Origin of the sequence: Escherichia sp. AM3, assembly GCF_032029835.1 — a bacterium.
GTDB classification, from domain to species: domain Bacteria; phylum Pseudomonadota; class Gammaproteobacteria; order Enterobacterales; family Enterobacteriaceae; genus Escherichia; species Escherichia coli.
Genome location: NZ_JAVUPQ010000979.1, coordinates 1 through 271, shown reverse-complemented (window position 1 = coordinate 271; position 271 = coordinate 1). Strand labels below are relative to the sequence as shown.

General features: G+C 63.1%; 1 pseudogene. It reads left to right on the top strand.

The annotated features are described in order from the left end of the window. Positions 1–271: pseudogene (locus tag RTW80_RS29325) on the top strand (ion channel protein); the annotation flags it as partial.

The window sequence follows — 271 nt, the reverse complement described above, 5'->3', positions numbered from 1 at the left end:
CGGTCTTGCGGGCGGCGTAAGCCTCGGGCCTGAACATCCCATTATGGCGGTTAATATCGCGCTGGCGGTCTTTCTGGGGGCGCGTCTTTTTCCGCGCGTTGGCGCGCTGGACTGGACGATCCTGGCGTCAGCAGGCACCATCGGGGCGCTGTTTGGCACTCCGGTCGCGGCTGCGCTCATTTTTTCGCAAACCCTCAGCAGTGATCATGAAGTACCGCTGTGGGATAAACTCTTCGCGCCGCTAATGGCCGCCGCTGCGGGAGCCCTCACC